This is a genomic window from Nitrospirillum viridazoti CBAmc (genome assembly GCF_000730165.1).
Lineage (GTDB): Bacteria > Pseudomonadota > Alphaproteobacteria > Azospirillales > Azospirillaceae > Nitrospirillum > Nitrospirillum viridazoti.
Genome location: NZ_CP022111.1, coordinates 1,486,259 through 1,506,304, shown reverse-complemented (window position 1 = coordinate 1,506,304; position 20,046 = coordinate 1,486,259). Strand labels below are relative to the sequence as shown.

Here is a 20,046-nt window from a genome sequence, read left to right as displayed (position 1 = left end):
CGGCGGCCGCCCCTTGCGCAAATACCGCGCCTGCTTTGGCGGCCCTGTCCGTGTAGCTAAAATTGAATCTATTTTTGTCGGCGCCGCCCGGGGGGCGGGGGTGCTGGCTCATCCGTGGGGGCGGCGATGCTGAGCAGTCTGGCGATAACGGCCGGCGGGGTGGAGTCCTTCGACTTCCGCTTTTCCGCCGGCGCGCTCACGCCCAACGACATCCTGGACAGCGCCACCACGCCCCCCGGCCGCTATGTGTGGGAGGTGGCGCGCCGCACCCTGGCCGCCTGTCCGGCCGCCGACGCCGTGGTGGTCAGCAACCCCATCCTGCCCATCCGCGCCAGCCGCTTGGCCAAGCTGGTGCTGGCCGGCGGGCCGCTGCCGGCCCCGGCCGTGGTGACGGACGAGGGCACCTTCCCCATCGCCTACATCCTGCCGCGCCGACTGCTGGACGAGGGACTGGGCCGCTTCCTCTGCCTGCTGTCGGTCAGCCGCTCCGCCGCCGACGCCCAGCTGCTGTCGCGCCTGACGGGCGGCGGCTTCGTGCCCCGCCGGCCCACCACCTTGCGCGCCATTGGGTCCCTGCCGGAAAGCACGCCCCAGGGCTTCATCCTGGGCGACAACCTGGAGGCCTGGCTGGTCCAGTGCGTCAACGCCGTGAAGCTGATGCGGGCGCGCGACGATTGGCGCGACCTGCCCTTCGCCGCCCACCACCCGGGCCATGCCGGCGACGTGCTGTTCTTCAGCCTGGCCTCGCGCCTGGTGCCGGACGGGCATCTTGCCTTCCAGTCCCAGGTGGTGTGCCGGGCCTACCTGGACATCTTCCAGGACTGCGGCAACCGGCTGACGCCCATCGTGCTGGACATCCCGCCGGCGCCGCGCAACACCGACGTGGGCGACGGGCGCTATTTCATCGACAGCCTGGCCCACCTGCCGCCGGGGGTGGATGAGGCGAGCTTCATCGTCTTTTCCCGCTATTCCAAGGCCTACGCCAAGTCGCCCTTCAACCTGATCGACCATGCGCGGTTCAGCCTGGGCGACCCGGTGGCCACCTTCGCCGACACGCTCTATGCCCGTCCGTCCGCCGTCCAGCACCGCCCGGCACCCCTGCTATCCAGCGCGCCCCTGCGGGTGCTGATGCAGCTGACCGGCGGCTGGGACCTCAAGACCTATCCGGCCAGGGACAGGCGCGTGCTGATCCGTGCCCTGATCGACCTGGGCTGCGCCGTCACCGTCATCGACCTGCCCGACGCCGCGGCCGACGGGGCCACCGTGGTGACGGCCGGCAGCACCAGCGCGTTGAAGGCCCTGCTGGCCGACCATCACGTCTTCCTCAGCGTCGACAGCTTCCCCCTGCATTTCGCCAGCCAGATCCTGGGCCATCCCACCGTCGCCATCTTCGGCTGCACCGCCCCGGGGAATTCCGATGCGCCCCGGCGCCCGGGTTACCGCCTACCGGCCCCCGCCTTGCCCTGCGGCCCCTGCGGCTGCCTGGACTATTGCCCGGTGCTGATGACCCGCGACTGCGCCAACCAGCCGCGCCCGGCCCAGTTGGTGGCCGCCATCCTGGAGGTGGCCGCCGAGGTCTACGGCGCCGGCCCGGCCTCTGTCCTGGGCCTGGGCCTGGGCGACGCGGCGTAGGGAGGGAGCAGGGACCATGCTGGGCGGCGTCGCAATCACCGGCGGCCGGATGGAGGCCTTCGACTTCCGCTACTCCATGGGCGAGCTATCGCGGGGGGAACTGCTGGACAGCGCCACCTCACCCCCCGGCCGTTATGTGTGGGAGGTGGCGCGCCGCACCCTGGCGCGCGTGCCCGGGGCCGACGCGGTGGTGGTCAGCAACCCGCTGCTGGCCTCGCGCGGCGCCCGGCTGGCCGACCTGCTGCGCGGCGGCGACACCCTGCGCTGTCCCTGCGTGCTGACGGACGCGGAGACCTTTCCCGTCGCCTACGTCCTGCCGCGCGCCCTGTTCGACCAGGGCCTGGGCCGTTTCCTGTGCCTGCTGTCCGCCAACCGCGCGGCGACGGACGCGCAGCTGCTGTCGCAACTGACTGGCCAGATCGTGCCCCGGCGCCAGACGCCGCTGAAGCCGCTGGCGCCCCTGCCCAAGATCACCGCCCAGGGCTATATCCTGGGCGACAATCTGGCCGCCTGGCGCACGCAATGCGCCGATGCCGTGCGGCTGATCCGCACGCGGGCGGACTGGCGCCGGCTGCCCTTCGCCGCCCACCACCCGGGCCACGCCGGCGACGTGCTGTTCTTCAGCCTGGCCTCCCGCCTGGTGCCGGCGGGGCAGCTGGCTTTTCAGCGCCAGGTGGTCTGCCGCGACTACCTCGACATCTTCCGGGATTGCGGCAACCGGCTGGAGCCCATCGTGCTGGACATCCCGCCCGTCAGCCGCACGGGGGATGTGTCGGACGGCCGCTATTATCTGGACAGCCTGGTGCACATCGACCCTGAGGTGTGGGCCGAGACCTTCATGGTCTATTGCCGCTTCTCCAAATCCTATTCCCGCACGCCCTTCAACCTGGTGGACCAGGCGCGCTTCGCCCTGGGCGATCCGGTGGCGACGCTGCAGGACACGCTCTACCGCCGCGCGCCCGTAAAGGCCAGCCGCTGCACCCTGCCGCCGGCGCCCTTGCGGGTGCTGATGCAGCTGTCCGGCGGCTGGCCCCTGAAGGCCTATCCCAGCGCTCAAGCCCGGGTGCTGGTCCGGGCCCTGGTCCGCTTGGGCTGCGCCGTCACAGTGCTGGACGCGCCAGGGCTGGCCGGGGACGGCGCTACCCCGACCAGCGCTGGCAGCACCGGCCGGCTGGCGGCCCTGATCCGCCAGCATCACGTCGTGGTTAGCGTCGACAGCTTCCCCCTGCATTTCGCCAGCCAGATCCTGGGGCATCCCACCGTGGCGGTGTTCGGTCCCACCTTCCCCGGCAATTCCGACGCCCCCCGGCGTGCGGGCTATCGTCTGCCTACGCCGGCGCTGCCCTGCGCCCCCTGCGGCGGCTACAGGGCCTGCCCGTTGGATGAGGGGCCCGACTGCCGCAACCACCCGGCGCCCGCCGACTTGGTGGCCGCCATCTTGGCCGTGGCGGCGGAGGCCTATGGCACCCCCGTCCGTGAAAGAGGAGACGCGGCATGACCCCGCCCCTGAACCTGCGCGTCCTGGCCTTCTTCGACGCCCGCTTTCAGTCGTCCGGCCCGCTGTGGCAGGCGCTGGGCAGCGGTGATCCCTGGGCGCGGGCGCTGGACGCCTACCCCGCCCGCCGTCATCACAGCCCCCTGCTGCAACCGGGCAAGGCGCTGGGGCGCTACGATTTGGCGGACGCGGCCGGCGCCGGCCGGGTGGTGGCGGTGGCGCGCGCCACCGGCATCGGCGGTCTCGTCCTGGATTGCCACCGGTTTGAGGGCGGCTACCTCACGGGGGCGGAATGCCTGGACGTCTGGTGCGATGACGATTTCGGCCTGGCCTTCCGCTGGACGCCGGCGCCGGTGGGCGACCCGGCTTCCGATGCCGCCGCGCTGATGGCGGCTATCGCCGGCTTCAGCCCTTTGTTGGCGGATGGCCGCCAGCTGCTGGTGGTGAACGAGCCCTATACGCTGCCCGACCCGGCGGGCACAGTGGCCCTGCTGCGCCACGCGGCCGTGGCCGCCGGCCTGGGCGGCCTCTACCTCGTCGCCACGGCGGCGGAGGCGCGCGGCGGCCTGCTGGATGCCGGCTTCGACGCCCTGCTGGACCCCGGCCCGGCGCAGTGGCGCTCCTGCAAGCCGGCGGAGCTGCTGAACGGCTACACCTTCCTGCAGGCGGAGGCGGGGCACGCCGACGGCGGCATGTTCGACGACACCATCATGAGCTATGCGCAGTTCGTGAACAGCCGCATGGTCGATCGTCCCAGCCGGGGCAAGGTCTTCCCCCGCGTGGTGCTGGACTTCGCCGACTGGCCCGACCATCCCCAGGGCGGGGCGACGCTGCTGGCCAGCACCAGCTCCGTGCTCTACCGCCGCTTCCTGGCCGGGGCCATGGTCCATGTCGCCCAGCACTTCCCGGAAGCGGAGCGGCTGGTCTTCATCGACAGCTGGAACCACTGGCGCCAGCGCAGCCAGATCGAACCCACCACCCAGTTCGGCAGCACCGTGCTGGATGAGACCGCCAACGGCATCCGCCAGGGCGGCTATGTCGCCCTGACCCGGGTGGGCGAACCCACCCCCGGCAACTCGCCCGGTGTGGATTACGATGCCGTCGCCGCGCTGTGCCGCGAGATTGAGGAGGAGTTATCCGTCTCGGCCTGATGGTTCACCCTGTGAGAAAGCGCCGGCGAAGAAGTCGAGCAAGCCGAAGGGCGCGCTGTCGCCCAGGCAGAGGTCCAGGATGTGGTGCGCGCCGGCCGCCGCTGCCGCGCCACGCGGGAACATCAGGGATTCATACGCGGCCAGCGCCGTCTCGATATTGCCGGGATGGGACGCGATGGCCTGCGCCAGCTCAGCACCGTCCAGCATGGCCAGGTTGGCGCCTTCGCCGGCCGGCGGCGCCAGGTGGGCTGCGTCCCCCAGCAGCGTTACGCCGGGCACCCGGTCCCAGCGGTGGCCGATGGGCAGGGTGTGGAGCAGGCGGGGCACGGGCGGCGTGTCGCTGTGGGTGATCAGCGTGGTCAGGGCCGGGGCCCAGCCGTCGAACTCGGCGGCGAGCCTTGCCTTCGCGGCGGCCGCGTCGCCGAAGTCGATGGCGGCGATCCACTCGGCCGGCCGCCTTAGGCCGATATAGGCGTGCAGCGTGCCGCCCGGCTCACGGTGGGCGAAGATGCCCTGGCCGGGCGCCATGGCGAACATCCCACCGCCGCCCACTGCCTGGGCCGTCGCCGGATACCGCGCGTCGGCATCGAATAGGTAGGTGTCGATGAAGGTGGCGCCGGCATAGGCGGGCGTGGCGTCCGACAGCAGCGGCCGCACCTTGGACCAGGCGCCGTCGGCCCCGACCAGCAGGCCGGTGGTCACGCGGGCCCCGTCCGTGAAGGTCAGTTCATGCCGCCCGTCACCCAGCGTCGTGACGCCGGTGAGCTTCCGGCCCCACCGGACGGTTTCCGCCGGCAGGCTATCCAGCAGCAGGCGCCGCAGCTCCCCCCGCAGCACCTCGGGCCGGCCGCCCCTGCCGTCGTCCGGCTGGTCCATCAGCACGGCGCCCTGGGGGGCCAGCACCCGCGACGCCTCCCCACCGGGATGGATCAGGGCGCGAAACGGGTCGAACAGGCCGGCGGCCTTCAGCGCCAGCTGACCGTCCCGCTCATGGATGTCCAGCATGCCGCCCTGCGTGCGGGCGCCGGCCGACGCCTCCGCCTCATAAACGATCGCGGGGATGCCGTGGACATGCAGCACACGGGCGAGGGTGAGACCGCCCAGGCCGGCGCCGACGATGGTGACGGGTGTCGTCATCTTGCTTCCTCAGAGGGACTGGAACGACGTTCCATAGATATCAATTGGAACATCGTTCCATGAATGTCAAGATGATCCCATGACGAAACGGACTGACCGCCGCGCGGACGCGCTTTCCAGGGAAAGGATCGTGGAGGCGGCGATCGCCATCCTCGACGCAGGCGGCGAGGGCGCCTTGACCTTCCGCGCGCTGGCGGCCCGCCTGGCGACGGGCAGCGGGGCCATCTACTGGCATGTCGCCGACAAGGACGCGCTGTTGGCGGCGGCCACCGACCATGTCGTCACACAGGCCATGTCCGGTGTGGGAGGCGGTGAGGCGGACCCGCGCGCGGCCATCCGGGTCATCGCCTTGGGCATGTTCGATGCCATCGACGCGCACCCTTGGGTGGGCGCCCAGTTCTCCCGCGCGCCGTGGCAGCCGGCGATGCTGCGGGTGTTTGAGGCCATAGGCGGGCGGGTGCGGGCGCTGGGTGTGCCGGAAGGGGCATGGTTCAACGCCTGGTCGGCGCTGGTGACCTATATCTTCGGCGCCGCCGGGCAGAACGCGGCAAACGCGCGCCTGCAGGCGCCGGGGACGGATCGGTCGGCGGCGCTGGCGGACATCGCCGGGGGGTGGGCGCGGCTGGATCCGGCCGACTATCCCTTCCTGCGCCAGGTGGCGCCGCAGCTGGCCGCGCACGATGACCGTGACCAGTTCCTGGCCGGCATCGACCTCATCCTGGCCGGTATCGGGACGGTGCGATAGGCGGCTCCCCGGCGGCGGATCACGACACCATCGCGGCGGCGGCCCAGGCCTTGGTGGCCTGGCAGGTGTCCATGGCCCGCCGATAGGCGTCGCGGCCGCTGGTGCGGGCGATATAGGCGCGCTGCGCCTCGTTGAGGGTGTAGCCGCCGGCCCGCTGGGCGAACTCAAGTGCGTAGGTCACGGAAATGTCGGCCGCCGTGAACGTCTCGCCGGCCATGTAGGGCGCGCGCGCCAGCTGGCGCGTCACCAGTCCCAGCCGGCTCTCGAACACCTCCAGCGCCTTGAGGGCGCCCCAGTTTCGGCGCTCCGCCTCGGGCGCCAGGTTGCGGCTGACGACGACGAAGTACATCGACGCGGCGAGGCCGGCTTCGCCCAGGTGCAGGAATTGCTGATAGCCGGGGAAGGCGGGATCCTGCGCGGCCGGCGCCAGCGGCGTGGGTCCGTACCGCGCGATCAGATATTCCATGATCGCGATGGACTCGACCAGGGTGGCATCGCCGTCCTGGAGCGCCGGGATGAAGCCGGCCGGGTTGATGGCCAGGTACTCCGGATCATTCTCGACGCCGGCGAGCAGATCCACCGGCCTTAGCCGATAGGGCAGCCCCATTTCCTCCAGCAGCCAGACGACGCGAAAGCCCCTTCCTTCGCCGAAGACGGTGATCATCGTCCACGATCCTCCCTGTCTGAACCCGTGCCTGTCTGAACCCGTGGTCCGCCGCATCAGGACACGGCCCGGCACAAAGGACAATCCCCACCGGCGGGGTACCGGTGGGGATTGAACGGACTTCGGAATGCTGAACCCGGGATGCGTGCCTCAGGGCGTGTGATAAATCTCAGCACCCTGCGCCAGGAAGGCCTCCGACATCTCGGCCATGCCCTTCTCGGCTTCGACGAAGCTGCCTTCCACGCCGGCCAGGTCGCGCACCTCCTGGCTGATCTTCATGGAACAGAACTTCGGTCCGCACATGCTGCAGAAGTGCGCCAGCTTGGCGCCGTCGGCGGGCAGGGTCTGGTCGTGGAACTTCTCCGCCGTTTCCGGGTCCAGCGACAGGTTGAACTGGTCGCGCCAGCGGAACTCGAACCGGGCGCGGCTGAGGGCGTCGTCGCGCAGCCGTGCGGCGGGGTGGCCCTTGGCCAGGTCGGCCGCGTGCGCCGCGATCTTGTAGGTGACGACACCCACCTTCACGTCGTCGCGGTCGGGCAGGCCCAGATGCTCCTTGGGCGTGACGTAGCAGAGCATGGCGGTGCCGAACCAGCCGATCTGGGCTGCGCCGATGGCGCTGGTGATGTGGTCATAGCCCGGCGCGATGTCGGTGGTGAGCGGCCCCAGCGTGTAGAACGGCGCCTCGCCGCACCACTTCAGCTGCAGGTCCATGTTCTCCTTGATCTTGTGCATGGGCACATGGCCCGGGCCCTCGATCATCACCTGCACGTCGTGCTTCCAGGCGATCTGAGTCAGCTCGCCCAGGGTCTTCAGCTCGGCGAACTGGGCGGCGTCGTTGGCGTCGGCGATGCTGCCGGGGCGCAGGCCGTCGCCCAGCGAGAAGGCCACGTCATAGGCCTTCATGATCTGGCAGATTTCCTCAAAGCGGGTGTAGAGGAAGTTCTCCTTGTGGTGCGCCAGGCACCACTTGGCCATGATGGACCCGCCGCGCGAGACGATGCCGGTGACGCGCTTGGCCGTCAGGGGGATGTGGGCCAGGCGCACGCCGGCATGGATGGTGAAATAGTCCACGCCCTGCTCGCACTGCTCGATCAGGGTGTCGCGGAACACCTCCCACGTCAGGTCCTCGGCCTTGCCGTTCACCTTCTCCAGCGCCTGGTAGATAGGCACGGTGCCGATGGGCACGGGGGCGTTGCGGATGATCCATTCGCGGATGGTGTGAATGTTGCGGCCGGTGGACAGGTCCATGACCGTGTCGGCACCCCAGCGGATGGACCACACCAGCTTGTCCACCTCTTCCGCGACGGAGGAGGTGACGGCGGAATTGCCGATGTTGGCGTTGATCTTGACCAGGAAGTTGCGGCCGATGGCCATCGGCTCCGATTCCGGGTGGTTGATGTTGTTGGGGATGATGGCGCGGCCGCGCGCGATCTCATCCCGCACGAACTCCGGCGTCACGAAGTCCGGGATGGATGCCCCGAAGCTCTCGCCGTCGCGCTCCAGCTGTTCCTTCAGCGCTTGGCGCCCCAGGTTCTCGCGGATGGCGACGTATTCCATCTCCGGCGTCACGATGCCGGCGCGGGCGTAGGCCAGCTGGGTGACAGCCTTGCCGTCCTTGGCGCGCAGGGGCAGGCGGCCGGCGCGGTCGAACACCGGCACGGGGCTGCTCTCGCCCTCCCTCAACCCGTTGTCCACCGCCTTGATGGCGCGACCTTCATAGCGCTCCACATCGCCCCGCCCTTCGACCCAGGGGCGGCGCAGCTCGGCCAGGCCCAGGCGGATGTCGGTGGTCACCGCCGGGTCGGTGTAGGGGCCGGACGGGTCATAGACGCGCACCGGCGGCTCATTGGCGCTGGGGCTCAGGTCGATCTCGCGCATGGCCACGCGCAGGTCGGGGTGCAGGGTGCCCGGGATGTGGACCTTGCGGGAGGCGGGCAGGGGCCCGGTGGTGACGGCGAAGCCGTCGCTTCCCGGAATCGCGGCCGGGGTCAGGGTATCGGGCATAGGGTCGTGCTCCTCCGTAGTCCGGCGCCCTTGGCTCTCTGGCCGCTGATGCGTCCGGCACGTCACATGTCGCCAACCCGGGGCAACGACGATGGGGAGGAAGGAAAACGGCCGCTGCGGTCGCGGCCTACAGGGCGGATGCGCGTGTGGTCCCGGTGGCGGGTAGATACGCGAAGGCCCCTGTTCCCATCCCTACGCCGGTACGATCCGGATCAGGTTCAAAGGGTCCCCGCGTCTCTCCGCGGATCTCAGCGCCCTCCGGCGCACCCCTGGAACGAAGGCCGCACTGTGCGCGCCCGAGGGTACGGGTGTCAATGGGCGGGAAAATGGGGCGGTGGGGGAATGGTTGGGCGACGTTCCGTTCCGCCGATGGGTTCGCCTCAGTAGATTTGGACGGAGGAGACGGTCTTGATGCTGGGGTGACCGACGCGCACCTGGTCGATGACGTAGCCGGCCACGGGTGTCAGGGAGTCGCCTTGCCCCTGCCAGACGCCCAAGATCATGGCGCCCACCCGCCAGCCCACGGTGCCGGGTGCGATGCGCACGGTCAGCGGCCCATCCGGGCTTTGCCAGGTCATCAATGGTGACGACATCTCGAACGCCGACAAGCCGCGATAGTGCCATCCGGGAAAATCCGGCACATCGTAGGTCCCTTCCGGCCCTGCGCCATCCGTCTCCTGGGGTGTCAGATTGGAGAGGGCGGGGTAGGCGGGCCCGCCAGCCGGATGAAAAGGGCCCTCCGCCACCCACGGGCTGGCGCCCAGCGTGGCCGCCCAAATGGGGGCCGCTTGCCGCAAGGCTTGGCAGACGGGCGCGCTGGCAATGCAGGTGCCTTCGCCCAGACGGTAGGCAGCCTGATAGGTCACCTCGAGGTTGCAGGAATCGCCCCAGCGGTCTTTCCTGGCCAGGCGGATGAACAGGGTTGAGCGTTCGGGGCCGGCTTTGGCCCGGACGCTGTTCGCGTTCTGGGTGAAGAACAGCGGCCGTCCGCCGCCGTCCGTGCCGAAGCCGACGGTTTCCGTCCAGCAATAGGGCTGGGCGCGGTTTTCCGGCCGCGGCAGGGCAGGGCCGGCTTTCCCGTTGGCCTCCAAAGGAAAGGCGGTGACGCTGACGCAATCGGCCGTGCCCCCCGTTGCCGTCACCGCCACATGCGAGGACCCGAAGGGAATGATGGCTATGGCGTCGCCCCGGCGCCGGACCGCCGCCGCCGGCAGCCGATGGCGCCAAGCGGGGCTTAGCTTTTCCTCAGGCGCCGGAACCACGAGCCCGGCGGCGATCATCTGCCGATCCAGGGGAATTTGAAGCGGCGCATCGTCAGCGGTGCGGGCCAGGGTCAGCGTCATCGAAGCGCGAGGGCAAAACGACGGGTCACCTTCCCCTTTGCTCAGGGCCGTCAGCGCCGCCTGGCGTAGGATCATCGTTTGGGACAGGCATTCCGCCTCTGTCGGCCACCCGACCGTCAGGGGCGACGTCGGCTTGGCGGGCCCTTGGCACAGGCGGTCCCGTGTGGCCAGCCATCGACGCTGTTCGCCGACCAGTGCCGCCACGTCCGTGCCGGCCTGGGTCAACACTTGCCCGTAAAGCCGCGCGACCTCCCTATCCTGGTCCGCCAGCTTCGGATCAGCGCAAATCGCCCGCTCGGTCGGCGTCTTGGCGGCGGCGCAGTCAAAGCTGGGGCCGGCGGCCAGGGCGGTGCCGGAAAGAAACAGCGCGGCGGTGATCAGGGCGGGAAGGCGGTTCACGGCGGTAGGCAACCGGTGGTGGAGGTTGCCGACAGAATTAAACATCTTTGCCAGGAACGCCATAGGTGCTGACGGCGGGCCTCAGGGCCGGGCCGCCATCGTCACCGCCGGCACGCCAACCCGCACCTGGTTGATGGTGTAGGCCGCCACCGGGGTCAGGGTGTCGCCCTTCCGCCGCCAGGCGCCCAGGATCATGGGGCCGGGGCGCCAGTTCAGCATGCCGGGCGACAGGCGCAGGATCAGCGGCCCGCCGGGGCTCTGCCAGTGCAGCAGGGGTGCCTCCTCCTCGAAATTGGGCAGGCCGGTGTAGGTCCAGCCCTTGACGCTGGGAATGGTCAGGAAGGCGGGGACGAAGGGGCCGGTATAGGGCGCCAGGCCGTCCAGGGCGGGATAGTCAGGGCGGCCCGGCGGATGGTCGGCGCCGATGGACCAGGGGCTGGCGGCCAGGGCGGTGGCCCAGCGCGGGGTGGCCTCGGCCAGGGCCTTGCAGGTCGCGGCGTCGGCAGCGCAGCGGCCGTCGCCCAGGCGGAACTCGGTCTGGTAGGTCGCCTCGATGCGACAGGCCGCCCCCCAACGGTCGCGATGCACGGCGCGGATGCGGATGTCGGTGCGGGTGGGACGGGCCATGGGGCGGCTGGGGCCGGAATCCTGGGCGAAGAAGACCGGGGCGTCGGTGGCGTCCAGGCCGAAGCCGGCGCTTTCCGACCAGCAATAGGCCGGCTTGTCCGCCGGGCGGGTCTCGGGCGGCGGCAGGGCGGGGCCGCCGTTGCCGGCCGTGTCCAGCCAATGGACGCTGAAGCTGGTGCACGATGCGGCGTCGTCCAGCGCCGTCACCGCCACATGGGCGCGGCCGAAGGGCACCACGGCCATCTGGTCGCCGGCGTCCTGCGTTGCCTCCGGCGGCAGCCGGTCGCGCCACGCCTGGGTCAGTTCCTGCTCCGGCGCCGGGGTCAGCAGGCCGGCACCGATGAGCTGCTCATCCAGGTCGCCCACGGGCGGGCCGCCGTCCAGCCCGCGCGCGGCGGCAAGGGTGGCGGCGGCGCGGTCGCAGAAGGGCTGACCCGGCTTGGCCGCCTGCACCGCCAGGGCGGCGCGGCGCAGGGGCAGGGCGCGCGCCAGGCAGGTCCGCGCCCGTTCGTCATCCGCCGGTGCCAGGTCGCCGCACAGCCGGTCGCGCGTCGCCAGCCAGCGCGCCTGCTCGGCGATCACGGCGGCCGTGTGCGCACCCGCCTTGGCGACGGCCTGCCTGTACAGGCGCGCGATTTCGGCACCTTCCGCCCGCAGCGCCGGGTTGGCGCAAATCATCCGTTCCGTGCGCGTGCCCGCCGTGGCGCAGGGGGCGGCCGACAAGGCCGGCGGCGCCAGCAGGAGGGCGGCGGCGATGGCGGGCAGAACACGGTGTCTGATCACGGTACTGGGCAACCTGGGTCGGCGGCGGGGCCGACAAGATCAGGCATCACGCCCGCGATTGCCACAGGATCGTTTGCCCCGCCCTCCTACCGCTTCGCCAGATAGTCGACGATGGCCGGGACGTCGCCGGCGTCGATGGGCGCCTTGTAGGTCTGGATCATCTTGTTCACGATCTCCGCCCACTTCTCCCGGGGGAAGGGGGGCTGCCTCAACACCATGCCGGCCGAATGGCAGGTCAGGCAGTTGTTGTTGATGGCCGCCGCGTCGGCGCCGGGGAACTCCCGGTCCGACTGGGGCAGGTCCACGGTTACGGACCGCAGGGTGACGCCCCCGGGCCCCATGACCGTGGTGATGTCGGATGCGGCGAAGGCGGGCGTGGCTAGGCCGGCGGTGGCGATAGCCAGAAGAATTCGGGCGCGGTTCATGGTGCGACCTCCTCCGTCAGGCGGCTGTCAGCGTGGTCGTCTCGACCACGTTGCGCATGAAGCCGTTGGGGTTCCAGTTCGCCTCCAGGGGCTGGGTCTCCCCGGCGGTGTTGGTGCAGCGGGCCATCAACCGCACCGGGCCTGCGGTGGGGCCGGGGGCGGCGAGGTGCCATTGGCGGAAGCTGTAGCGTCCCTCGTCCTGGGCCAGCTGGGCCTGCCTCCAGGTCCCGCCACCATCGGCGGACACCTCCACCTTCGCCACCCCCTGGTCGCCGCCGAAGGCCAGGCCGCGCAGGGCCAGGGGCTTGCCCGCCGCCACCTGCGCGCCGTCCACCAGGTTGGTGATGAAGGAACGCGGCACCATGCGGTTGATGGGAACCTGGGCATAGCCGGCCTGCCCCGGCGCCACCGACGCGTGCGGTGTGTCCGGGATGCGGTACGCCATTTTGGTCCAGTACTGGTCGTCGGGCGCCGCCAGCACCTCGATATCGCTCAGCATCTTGACCCAGTAGGTGGAATACCAGCCCGGCACCACCAACCGCAGGGGGAAGCCGTTCAGCAGGGGCAATTGCTCGCCATTCATCTGGAAGGCGATCATGACCTCGCCATCCCGGGCGTGGTCGATGGCCAGGGATTTGGCGAAGGCGGGGGCGTCGGGCACGACGGGCTCGTCCAGGCCCCGGGCGCGGATGGCCACGGCGCCGGCCTTGACGCCGGCCCGGTCCAGCACGGCCTTCAGCGGGACGCCCACCCAGCGGGCGTTGCCCATGGCCCCGTGGCGCCACTGGGCCCCGCCGACGCGGGGGCTGAACAGGCTGCGCGAATTGCCGGAGCATTGGTTGACCGCCGCGTACTCGATGCGCGGCATGGCCAGCAGCTCACCCAGGCCCAGGGTCAGGGGCCGGTCCACATGGCCGTGCACCGTCAGCGTGAAGGTGGCCACGTCCACCTGTTCGGGAATGCCCGCCCAGTGCCAGCGCACGAAGAACCGGTCGTTGGGGGTGTAGACGCCCTGGTCGAACACCTCGAACGGTGTTTCCAGCAGGGGCGGGCGGGTCCGCTGCAGGATCATCCGCCCCTTTTGCGGGAAGGCCGTGGTGAACACGGCCTCGTCCGCGTCGCGCGCCATGGCGCCTAGCGCCCCGGTGGGGTGGTGCAACGCGCCCAGGGCGGCGGCACCCGCGATGAACCCCCGCCTGCCGATCATGGGAACCCGATGGCTTTGGTCCATGGTTCCGACCCTCCTCAATGGATGGCGCCATGGCCGGGACCGTGTGTCCCGGCATGGTTGTCCGGCCTATTGAGAAGCAGGATGACCGATCTATCCAATGCTTTGTCGGCATTGTACCGTTCGGTCTAAAGGAACAATTGTGGCTGGGCCGGCGGCGGGCCGGATGCTCAGCCGGGGTTCTTCTTGTAGGCGTCGATGACGCCGTTCCATTCCTCGATCACGCCCTTGTGCTCGGTCATGGCGTCGGTCTTGGCCTTGTCCAGGCACTTCAGGTAGGCGGTCATCTTGGTTGTGTAGTCGCCCACCTTCTTCTCCGCCGCCTCCATTTCCGGGCCCTTGGACTTCTTGCCGGGGGGCAGCTTCGGGCGGTCGGGGCGGGTGCAGGCGGGACCTTGCGCCGCCGCCGGCAGGGCGGTGGCGGCGATGGGGGCGGCGGCCAACAAGGCGGCCAGCGCCAGGGTGATGCGGCGGGTCATGGCGATATGTTGATCAATGTTGACGATTAATCGGCGGATGGAATCAAGCTCAGCCGCGCGCCAGGCTTTCCAGGGCGCCGGCATAGGGCGACAGGTCATAGCCCTGGCGGCCGGCGGCCTCGATGATCTCGTTCACCGGCGTCCCGTTGGCGGCGGCGCCCAGCGACCACAGGATGGTGCTGCGCGTGCCGGACCGGCAGTGGGCCAGCACCGGGCCCGGCAGATTGGCCAGGGCCTCGGCAAAGGCAGCCGCCGTCTGCGGGCCCAGGTTCGACTGGTTGACCGGCAGGTACACGTAGTCCAGGCCGGCCTCCTTGGCCAACTCGGCCCCCCGGGCGGAGGTCAGTTGCCCCGGCTCTTCCCCGTCGGGGCGGTTGTTGATGATGGTGCGGAAGCCCAGCGCCTTGGCCTGGGCGAAGTCCGCCTCCTCGATCTGCGGGGCGACGCTGAGGCTGTCGGTCAGGGGACGGGGGGTCAGCATGGGCTTGGGGCTCCGGATAAGCGGGCGGGGTCGGGGGAGAAGCTACCCCCATTCGCCCGCCCGGTTCCAGTGTCGGCTTATATCCCTTATGCGCATCTCAGGCCGGCGACAGCCGGCCCGGGCCGGCCCTGTCTCGTAAATGGGCCCGTGAGGCAAGCGGGCGGATGCCCGCGCCCGCCGCCTGAGGGAAAAACTCAGCGCTGGTCCTTAACTACCTCGCCGCCCTTGATCACCACGGGGATGTGCTCCAGCAGGGTGACGTCGGCCAGCGGGTCGCCCTTCACCGCCACCAGGTCGCCGTAGCGGCCCACGGCCACGGCGCCGATGTCCTGGGCGGTGCCCATGGCCTCGGCCGCGTTGCGGGTGGCGGCGCGGATGGCCTCCAGCGGGGTCATGCCCCACTGCACCATCTTGGCGAACTGCTTGCCGTTGTCGCCGTGCGGATAGACGCCGGCGTCGGTGCTGTAGATCATCTTGGCGCCGGCCTTCACCGCCTTGGCGAAGTTCTCGCGCTGCACCCGGCCGATCTTGCGCTCCTTCTCCAGGCTTTCCGGCAGCATGCCCACCTTGGCGCCTTCCGCCAGGATGTAGTCGTCGTTGTAGATGTCCATGCCCAGCCAGGTGCCGCGCTTCTTGGCCATCTCGATGCCCTCGTCGTCGATCAGGCTGGCATGCTCGATGGTGTCGATGCCGGCGCGGATGGCGGCCTTGATGCCGTCGGTGCCGTGGGCGTGGGCGGCCACCTTCATGCCCAGGGCGTGGGCCTCCTTGGCGATGGCGTCCAGCTCCTCCTGCGACAACTGTTGCGCGCCCGGGCTGTCGCCCTTGGACAGCACGCCGCCGGTGGCGCAGACCTTCACCAGGTCGGCGCCGAACTTCTTCACCCAGCGCACTTTCTGCACCATGCCCCAGGGGCTGTCGGCCACACCCTCGCCCACGCGGCCATAGTCGGCGGGCAGCAGGTTCTCATCGCAATGGCCGCCGGTGGCGCCCAGCAGGGGGCCGGAGACCTTCATGCGGGGGCCGGGCACCAGGCCGCTGTCGATGGCGTTGCGCAGGGCCACGTCGGTGAAGGCGTCGGCGCCCACGTTGCGCACGGCGGTGAAGCCGGCCATCAGCGTGACCTTGGCGTTGGCGACACCGGCGATGGCCTTGTCGGCGGTGGTGACGCCCAGCGATTCATAGCCGTTCCAGGTGGGCTGGCTGGTCATGTGGGTGTGCATGTCGATCAGGCCGGGCAGCAGGGTCAGGCCGGGCAGGGCCACCGTGCGGGCGTCGGCCGGCGCCGTCACCGTCCCCTGCGCGCCCACCACCGTGATGCGGCCGTCGACGATCAGCACCGCCGGCCGGTCCACCACCTTGCCCGCCAGCACGTCGACCAGATGGTCGGCCGTCACCAGCACGGTGTCGGCCTGGGCAGCACCCGCCGCCATCAGGGCGGCCAGGCTGAGGCCGGCCAGCAGACGCCGGGCCAGGCCGATAGGCCGCGTCGCGCGATTGGTCATGATGTGGAGCCCCCATTCTTTGGATTTTGGATACAGCATTGGCCGGAAAGTGCCGGTGCGGCCGGGCGGCGTCAACGTGACAATGGGACGTTATGGGCGCCGATCAGGTCGCGGGCGCCAGACTGTCTGCGACGAAAACGCCTTCATTAAAAAAATGTCAGGAATGGGCGACAGGTTGGCGGCGTCCGCGCGTGCAAGGGTCGTGGTGTTCAAAACAGCCACCTGGCAAAGCCCGGCGCCAAAGGCGCGGGCTCACCTTCCTCCTCCCAAATTGGGGTTCCATATCCGTCCGGATGCCGTCGAGGGCGCGACCGGGCGCGACGGGGCATTCCACCGACCGGCCAGTGGCGAGAGGGCCGGGCGGGGGCGCCCCGGGGCGTCGGGGATCAGTCGCGATGGGGTTCGGGGACCTGCCGCCGCCCTCGGGCGGGTGGGATCTGATCCGTGTCGCTGTTGGCGGCGGCGGACGATGCCGGCTGGGCGGGTGCCGCCCCGGAAGACCCAAAAAAAACCGACGCGGACGCGCCCCGGGCCGATGCCGGGGCGGGCGGCTTCCAGTCCTTGAGCGCGGCGCCCATCAGCGTCCGCTCCACCCGCTCCAGCATGCCCGGCGGCGGTTCCAGTTCCGGCGCGCCGTCGGCGATCATCGCCTCCAGGCGGCGCATCTCGCGCACCCGCTCTCTGGCCTGGGGGGAGGCCCACAGCAAGGCCGTGACGGCCCGCTGGTGCTCGACCGGCCAAGCGCGAAGCTGGGCCCCGTACTGGCACAGCAGGTCGTCGAGTTCCTCAGGCGTCATCAAAAGCATCCCGGGGCCGTATGGCGGTCTTGCGGAAAGCGGTGCGAAGGCGCTGGCGCGCGCGCTTCAGCAGGGCCTCCGCCGCCACGACGGTGGTGTTCATGGCCGCCGCCACTTCGGCGGCGGACATCGATTGGTCGTAATATAGGGCCAGCGCCACCTGCTGACTAGCCGGAAGTCGTTGCCGTGCTGTGTGCAAAACTGTGGCCAATTCCTTTTCAAGGACGATTTCATCAAAACTTTGACTGTCGTCCATGATGTCTTCGGTCAGTTCCAGCGTGTTTTCCGCTGGTCGCCGCCGGTAGTCGATACAGCGGTTGATGACGATGCGATGGATCCAGGTGGTGAACTTGGCGCTGATGGGCTGCCAGGTCTCGCGATGGTTCCACACCTGCAGGAAGGCGTCCTGCACCACGTCCTCGGCGTCGCTGTCGTTGGGCAGGATGCGGCGGGCCACGGCGTACAGGCGGCGGAAGTATCGGCGGATCAGCAGGCGGTAGGCGTCGACGTTCCCCGTCTTCAACAGGGCCATCAGCGTCTCGTCCGTGGCGTTGCCCAGATCGCCGCCGTCCAGGATGGGCGTCAGCACGGTCAGGGCGCCCGCGTCCCGGCCCCGTGCGTCCAAGGCCCCGGGGTTCAGGACCGCGCCGGCGGGGCCGCCGCGTGAGTAAGAGGAGCTTGTCATCGTCACCGCCATCTCTTCTTTTTGGCCCGTCTTTTTGGCCCGCCCGGGGGCCGCTGCCGCCGTCCCTGGGTTTCCATTGCTCAACACGCTCTGCCCGAAGGCGGTCCCCGCTGCCCTCCAGGCCCCGTCCGATTGCCCCCCGCCCCCGCGCGGACCTTCGGATGGTGTACGTTAAACGGGGCGGAAGCCCGTCGGTTGTTCCCCAAAACGGCATACCCTGGCCGCATATTCCTCAATTCTTGGGCGGCTTCGCCCACAGCCGCCGGTGCAGCGCCAAGCGTTCCTGGATGCGGCGCACGCGGCCGGGCACGTCGCGGCCGCCGGCCGCCCGGCCCAGCGCCAGGATGAAGGCGCCATAGAGCTGGCTCAGCGCCTTGCCGCTGGGGCCGCCCACCTGGTTGGTCATGACCACCTGCAGGCCGGTGTAGATGCGGATCGCATGCACGATGTCGGCATGGAAGCGGTCGAACTGGCCGGCGGTGGCGTGGCGCTCGGCGGAGGTGCACAGCTGCAGCGCACGGTCCTGCAGCGCCTCTACCAGCTTGTGGGGGGGCAGGGTCTGCTTGGCCGATCCGTAGGCGCTGGAGGCGCGCTGGAACGCGGTGTGGTTCATGGCCGCTCTTTTCACTCTCTGGAGGGGAAGGGTGGGGTGCTGGGATTCCCTCCGGCCGGCGCCGGCGGGACCGCCGGCGCGTCAACTGCTGCTGTTGCTTGCGTCGGAATACGCCTTCAGGGTCTTCAGCAGTGTGGCCGCCGTCTGCGCCTGGGCTTCCAACTGGGCGTAGTAGGTGGCCAGCTGGGTGCCGTAGGCCTCCGCCTGGCTGCGGATGTCGTCGGCCTTGCTGGTCAGATCCGTGTCGTAGTCCGTCAGGGTGTCGATCTGGTTCTGTAGGGTGCCGCTGTCGGTGTCCCCCGCGTTGTCTGAAGTGGTGTAGATCAGGTCGGCCAGCCCGCTGCTGGTGCTGACGCTGATCGTCTGGCTCTGGGAGCCCAGGTAGACCAGCGTCATCCCTGCATATGCCGTGCCATCCTTGCCGATGATGCGGGAGCCGCTGATGGTGAACAGGGAGGTGTCGCCCCCGACGCCGGCCGACGCGATGCTGCCGTCGTCGTTCATGGTGATGTCCAGGTTGAAGTTCAGGCTGTCGGTGCTGTCGGGGGAACGCAGCATCGACAGCTCGGTCGAGGAGGTGGAGTAGTTGAAGCCCAGCAGGGTCTCGAGGTCGTCGAGGTTGTCGCTGAGCGCGCTGTCCAGCGTGGTGCTGTCGATGGCCAAGGTGTTGTCGCTGTTGAAGGAAAGCCCCAGGGACGAGATGGAATAGGTGCCGTCGGTCAGGTTCAGGGCGTTCTGCAACGCGGTGGAGATGGACCGCACCTGGCTGTCGGCGAACAGCACGGCGGAACTGGCCGGGCTGCCGTCGGTGGCCGTGGCCTGTTGGGTTGAGATGAAGTTGCGCACGGCGTTGTAGGCCGTGACGAAGGTGGAAATGCCGCTCTTGATGGCGCTGAGATTGGCCGTCAGCTCCATGGTGATGGTGGAGCCGGTGCCCGTGCTGCTGTCGTAGTCGCTGGAATAAAGGTCCAGCGTCACGCCCGAGAGCACGTCGCTGATGACGTTGCTGGTGCGCTGGATGTCGATGCCGTCGACCTCGATCTCCGATCCCTGCGCCGCCGTCAGCTCGTCGGCGTAGCTGCCGTCGCTGTTGGTGACGCCCAGCGAGGTCATGATGCCGCTGCTGTCGTTGGTGAACTCGATGGCCTTGCCGGTGTCGTTGGCCGTCAGCACCAGCTCATAGGCACCATCGGACACCTGGATGATGCTGGCGGAGACGTCGGTGCTGCTGGTCTGCTTGTTGATGGCGGCGGCGATGTCCTTGAGGCTGTCCGTGCTGGCCACGCTGATGGTGGCGGTGGATCCATCGGCCAGGCCCAGGGTGAAGGTGCCGGACAGGTTCAGCGCGCCCGTCTGGCTGGTCTGGGTGCTGCTGCCCAGTTTTTCCGCCGTTGCCAGTTGCTTGATGACGATGGTGTGGGTGCCGGTGGCGGTGCCGTCGTCCACCGACACGCCCAGCATGTCGTCGGCGGAGGTGGTGGAACTGCCGCCTGACAGATAGGCCGTGCGTTCGGAAAACAGGTTGGTGCTGGAACTGTCAACCGGGTTGGACAGGGCCTCCGCCGCGGTCGCCAGGGTGTTCAGCAGCGTCTGGAAATTCTCATAGGCCGAGATCTTGGACTCGTTGTCCGAGATCTCGCTATCGATGGTGTCGGCCCGGGTTTCCTTGGCGGCCACCGCCGCGGCCACCAGGGCCGAATAGTCCAGCCCGGTGACGGACGACGCGGATGAGGACGTGCTGGCCGTCGACGAACTCGACGTGCTGCTGCCGATGGTGGACACCGATGTCATGACTTGCCCCCTGGCCTTCCTATCACCCCTTGGGAAACGGGGGACGCCCGGCGAGGGGCGCC

The 20,046-nt window shown here is 69.6% G+C and carries 18 protein-coding genes and 1 riboswitch; of the genes, 4 read left to right on the top strand and 14 right to left on the bottom strand.

Annotation, left to right across the window (positions count from 1 at the left end; translation table 11 throughout):
• Positions 1-126 precede the first annotated feature (126 nt).
• From Y958_RS19870 to Y958_RS19860, 3 genes are read left to right on the top strand one after another with little or no spacing between them, the layout of a single operon-like run.
• A complete protein-coding gene (locus Y958_RS19870) occupies positions 127-1,632 on the top strand; it encodes a glycosyltransferase family 9 protein (RefSeq protein ID WP_088873642.1) in 1,506 nt (501 codons plus the stop codon).
• A gap of 16 nt (positions 1,633-1,648) precedes the next feature.
• The gene (locus Y958_RS19865) at positions 1,649-3,130 is read left to right on the top strand and encodes a glycosyltransferase family 9 protein (RefSeq protein ID WP_088873641.1); all 1,482 of its coding nucleotides are present in this window, start codon (positions 1,649-1,651) and stop codon (positions 3,128-3,130) included.
• Positions 3,127-4,278, top strand: a complete 1,152-nt coding sequence (locus tag Y958_RS19860; RefSeq protein ID WP_088873640.1) for a glycoside hydrolase family 99-like domain-containing protein — start codon at positions 3,127-3,129, stop codon at positions 4,276-4,278. Before Y958_RS19865 ends, Y958_RS19860 begins: the two co-directional genes overlap by 4 nt.
• Here Y958_RS19860 and Y958_RS19855 read toward each other — a convergent pair.
• Entirely contained in the window at positions 4,261-5,415 is a 1,155-nt protein-coding gene (locus Y958_RS19855) for an FAD-dependent oxidoreductase (protein ID WP_088873639.1), read from the bottom strand. The two genes, Y958_RS19860 and Y958_RS19855, sit on opposite strands and share 18 nt — an antisense overlap.
• Before the next feature lie 79 nt (positions 5,416-5,494).
• On the opposite strand from Y958_RS19855, the gene Y958_RS19850 reads away from it, so the two are divergent.
• Positions 5,495-6,160 (top strand): TetR/AcrR family transcriptional regulator, encoded by a 666-nt coding sequence (locus tag Y958_RS19850; protein ID WP_088873638.1) that lies wholly within the window; start codon positions 5,495-5,497, stop codon positions 6,158-6,160.
• A 19-nt stretch (positions 6,161-6,179) separates the two neighbouring features.
• On the opposite strand, the gene Y958_RS19845 is transcribed toward Y958_RS19850, so the two are convergent.
• The 13 genes from Y958_RS19845 to fliD all read right to left on the bottom strand — a co-directional run bounded on the left by Y958_RS19845 (position 6,180) and on the right by fliD (position 19,984).
• The gene (locus Y958_RS19845; protein WP_088873637.1) at positions 6,180-6,824 is read right to left on the bottom strand and encodes a glutathione S-transferase family protein; all 645 of its coding nucleotides are present in this window, start codon (positions 6,822-6,824) and stop codon (positions 6,180-6,182) included.
• A 150-nt stretch (positions 6,825-6,974) separates the two neighbouring features.
• Positions 6,975-8,828: a phosphomethylpyrimidine synthase ThiC gene (thiC, locus tag Y958_RS19840; RefSeq protein ID WP_088873636.1), complete on the bottom strand. Its 1,854-nt coding sequence runs from the start codon at positions 8,826-8,828 to the stop codon at positions 6,975-6,977.
• 170 nt (positions 8,829-8,998) lie between these two features.
• A riboswitch (TPP riboswitch) is annotated at positions 8,999-9,109 on the bottom strand.
• Positions 9,110-9,208: 99 nt separating this feature from the next.
• Positions 9,209-10,570 (bottom strand): lysozyme inhibitor LprI family protein, encoded by a 1,362-nt coding sequence (locus Y958_RS19835; RefSeq protein ID WP_186291362.1) that lies wholly within the window; start codon positions 10,568-10,570, stop codon positions 9,209-9,211.
• An 81-nt stretch (positions 10,571-10,651) separates the two neighbouring features.
• A complete protein-coding gene (locus Y958_RS19830) occupies positions 10,652-11,980 on the bottom strand; it encodes a lysozyme inhibitor LprI family protein (RefSeq protein ID WP_145727677.1) in 1,329 nt (442 codons plus the stop codon).
• 86 nt (positions 11,981-12,066) lie between these two features.
• Positions 12,067-12,405 (bottom strand): cytochrome c, encoded by a 339-nt coding sequence (locus Y958_RS19825; protein WP_186291361.1) that lies wholly within the window; start codon positions 12,403-12,405, stop codon positions 12,067-12,069.
• 16 nt (positions 12,406-12,421) lie between these two features.
• Positions 12,422-13,636 carry a molybdopterin-dependent oxidoreductase gene (locus Y958_RS19820; protein WP_088873633.1) on the bottom strand — a complete coding sequence of 405 codons (1,215 nt, stop codon included), beginning with the start codon at positions 13,634-13,636 and terminating at the stop codon, positions 12,422-12,424.
• 167 nt (positions 13,637-13,803) lie between these two features.
• A complete protein-coding gene (locus Y958_RS19815; RefSeq protein ID WP_145727676.1) occupies positions 13,804-14,112 on the bottom strand; it encodes a hypothetical protein in 309 nt (102 codons plus the stop codon).
• Between the two features lie 49 nt (positions 14,113-14,161).
• Positions 14,162-14,593, bottom strand: coding sequence for a protein tyrosine phosphatase family protein (locus Y958_RS19810; RefSeq protein WP_211098629.1), 432 nt, complete (start codon positions 14,591-14,593; stop codon positions 14,162-14,164).
• A gap of 194 nt (positions 14,594-14,787) precedes the next feature.
• Positions 14,788-16,098, bottom strand: coding sequence for a Xaa-Pro dipeptidase (locus Y958_RS19805; protein WP_186291360.1), 1,311 nt, complete (start codon positions 16,096-16,098; stop codon positions 14,788-14,790).
• 386 nt (positions 16,099-16,484) lie between these two features.
• Positions 16,485-16,895: a hypothetical protein gene (locus Y958_RS19800; RefSeq protein ID WP_088873631.1), complete on the bottom strand. Its 411-nt coding sequence runs from the start codon at positions 16,893-16,895 to the stop codon at positions 16,485-16,487.
• A complete protein-coding gene (locus tag Y958_RS19795) occupies positions 16,885-17,580 on the bottom strand; it encodes a sigma-70 family RNA polymerase sigma factor (RefSeq protein WP_186291359.1) in 696 nt (231 codons plus the stop codon). Before Y958_RS19795 ends, Y958_RS19800 begins: the two co-directional genes overlap by 11 nt.
• 232 nt (positions 17,581-17,812) lie before the next feature.
• Positions 17,813-18,193: a flagellar export chaperone FliS gene (locus tag Y958_RS19790; protein ID WP_004273370.1), complete on the bottom strand. Its 381-nt coding sequence runs from the start codon at positions 18,191-18,193 to the stop codon at positions 17,813-17,815.
• Between the two features lie 81 nt (positions 18,194-18,274).
• Entirely contained in the window at positions 18,275-19,984 is a 1,710-nt protein-coding gene (fliD, locus tag Y958_RS19785) for a flagellar filament capping protein FliD (RefSeq protein WP_088873629.1), read from the bottom strand.
• Positions 19,985-20,046 lie beyond the last annotated feature (62 nt).

Coding starts and splice junctions, on each gene's coding strand:
- Y958_RS19865 (WP_088873641.1), top strand. CDS start 1,649: ATGCTGGGCGGCGTCGCAATCACCGGCGGCCGGATGGAGGCCTTCGAC.
- Y958_RS19820 (WP_088873633.1), bottom strand. CDS start 13,636: ATGGACCAAAGCCATCGGGTTCCCATGATCGGCAGGCGGGGGTTCATC.
- Y958_RS19845 (WP_088873637.1), bottom strand. CDS start 6,824: ATGATCACCGTCTTCGGCGAAGGAAGGGGCTTTCGCGTCGTCTGGCTG.
- thiC (WP_088873636.1), bottom strand. CDS start 8,828: ATGCCCGATACCCTGACCCCGGCCGCGATTCCGGGAAGCGACGGCTTC.
- Y958_RS19800 (WP_088873631.1), bottom strand. CDS start 16,895: ATGACGCCTGAGGAACTCGACGACCTGCTGTGCCAGTACGGGGCCCAG.
- Y958_RS19855 (WP_088873639.1), bottom strand. CDS start 5,415: ATGACGACACCCGTCACCATCGTCGGCGCCGGCCTGGGCGGTCTCACC.
- Y958_RS19805 (WP_186291360.1), bottom strand. CDS start 16,098: ATGACCAATCGCGCGACGCGGCCTATCGGCCTGGCCCGGCGTCTGCTG.
- Y958_RS19795 (WP_186291359.1), bottom strand. CDS start 17,580: ATGACAAGCTCCTCTTACTCACGCGGCGGCCCCGCCGGCGCGGTCCTG.
- fliD (WP_088873629.1), bottom strand. CDS start 19,984: ATGACATCGGTGTCCACCATCGGCAGCAGCACGTCGAGTTCGTCGACG.
- Y958_RS19810 (WP_211098629.1), bottom strand. CDS start 14,593: ATGCTGACCCCCCGTCCCCTGACCGACAGCCTCAGCGTCGCCCCGCAG.
- Y958_RS19815 (WP_145727676.1), bottom strand. CDS start 14,112: ATGACCCGCCGCATCACCCTGGCGCTGGCCGCCTTGTTGGCCGCCGCC.
- Y958_RS19860 (WP_088873640.1), top strand. CDS start 3,127: ATGACCCCGCCCCTGAACCTGCGCGTCCTGGCCTTCTTCGACGCCCGC.
- Y958_RS19790 (WP_004273370.1), bottom strand. CDS start 18,193: ATGAACCACACCGCGTTCCAGCGCGCCTCCAGCGCCTACGGATCGGCC.
- Y958_RS19850 (WP_088873638.1), top strand. CDS start 5,495: ATGACGAAACGGACTGACCGCCGCGCGGACGCGCTTTCCAGGGAAAGG.
- Y958_RS19870 (WP_088873642.1), top strand. CDS start 127: ATGCTGAGCAGTCTGGCGATAACGGCCGGCGGGGTGGAGTCCTTCGAC.
- Y958_RS19825 (WP_186291361.1), bottom strand. CDS start 12,405: ATGAACCGCGCCCGAATTCTTCTGGCTATCGCCACCGCCGGCCTAGCC.